Origin of the sequence: Cupriavidus sp. SK-3, from assembly GCF_000611145.1 — a bacterium.
Classification (GTDB): Bacteria; Pseudomonadota; Gammaproteobacteria; order Burkholderiales; family Burkholderiaceae; genus Cupriavidus.
The window spans coordinates 1-616 of the sequence record NZ_JFJV02000072.1 but is presented as its reverse complement, the minus strand read 5'-3'; the positions used below and the strand labels follow the sequence as shown (position 1 = coordinate 616).

Annotated in this window: 1 protein-coding gene and 1 pseudogene; both read right to left on the bottom strand. The window is 59.9% G+C overall.

Annotated features, from left to right (window positions below; all coding sequences use genetic code 11):
• A partial coding sequence (locus CF70_RS07640) for a PRTRC system protein E (protein ID WP_035862686.1) occupies positions 1–299 on the bottom strand: 299 nt, incomplete at its 3' end.
• Between the two features lie 56 nt (positions 300–355).
• Positions 356–616: pseudogene (locus tag CF70_RS07635) on the bottom strand (chromosome partitioning protein ParB); the annotation flags it as partial.

Genomic DNA, 616 nt, shown 5'->3' with positions numbered 1-616 from the left:
GTCAGCGCTTTCTGTGCCTTGGCAGTTTGGGCGCTGGCCGCAGCCTTCAGGATGGAAGCGGTAGCCTCCACCTGCTCGGCGAGCGAGCGGTGCGTCACCGACACCGAAGCGATGGCCTGGGCGAAGCCCTCATCGAGCTCCGCCGGCGAGGCGGTGAGCGCGAGAGGCGTTGCCAACGCCGCATCTGCGGCCTTGGAAACTACCGGCGCGACAACCACTGCCATCACGTCGCCCTTCATGGACAGCGTGAGCACAACCTTGTCGCACGCGGCGACGAGTGGAACGAGTTCCTGAAACATGGATAGATCCTTGATAAACGGGATAAGGGAATGGAAAGCTGGCCGCGGCGTGGCGGTCAGAAGCAGAGGACTTTAGGCAGCTTGCCCGCGTAGTCGAAACCTTCGACGTTGAGGAGTGCCTCGATCAGTTCCGGCTTGGACTTATTGAAGACCTTGGCGAAGTTGTCACCGAGTGCTTTACGAATGCCAAGCTCATCGGCAAGAACCTTCATCTCGGACTTGGTCAGCAGTTCCAGGAAGTCCTTGGATTTCTGCAGCGTCCAGTGCTGGCGCAGGTCCAGCTTGTGGTACTTGCACAGCGTCACGAGGTTCCGTAC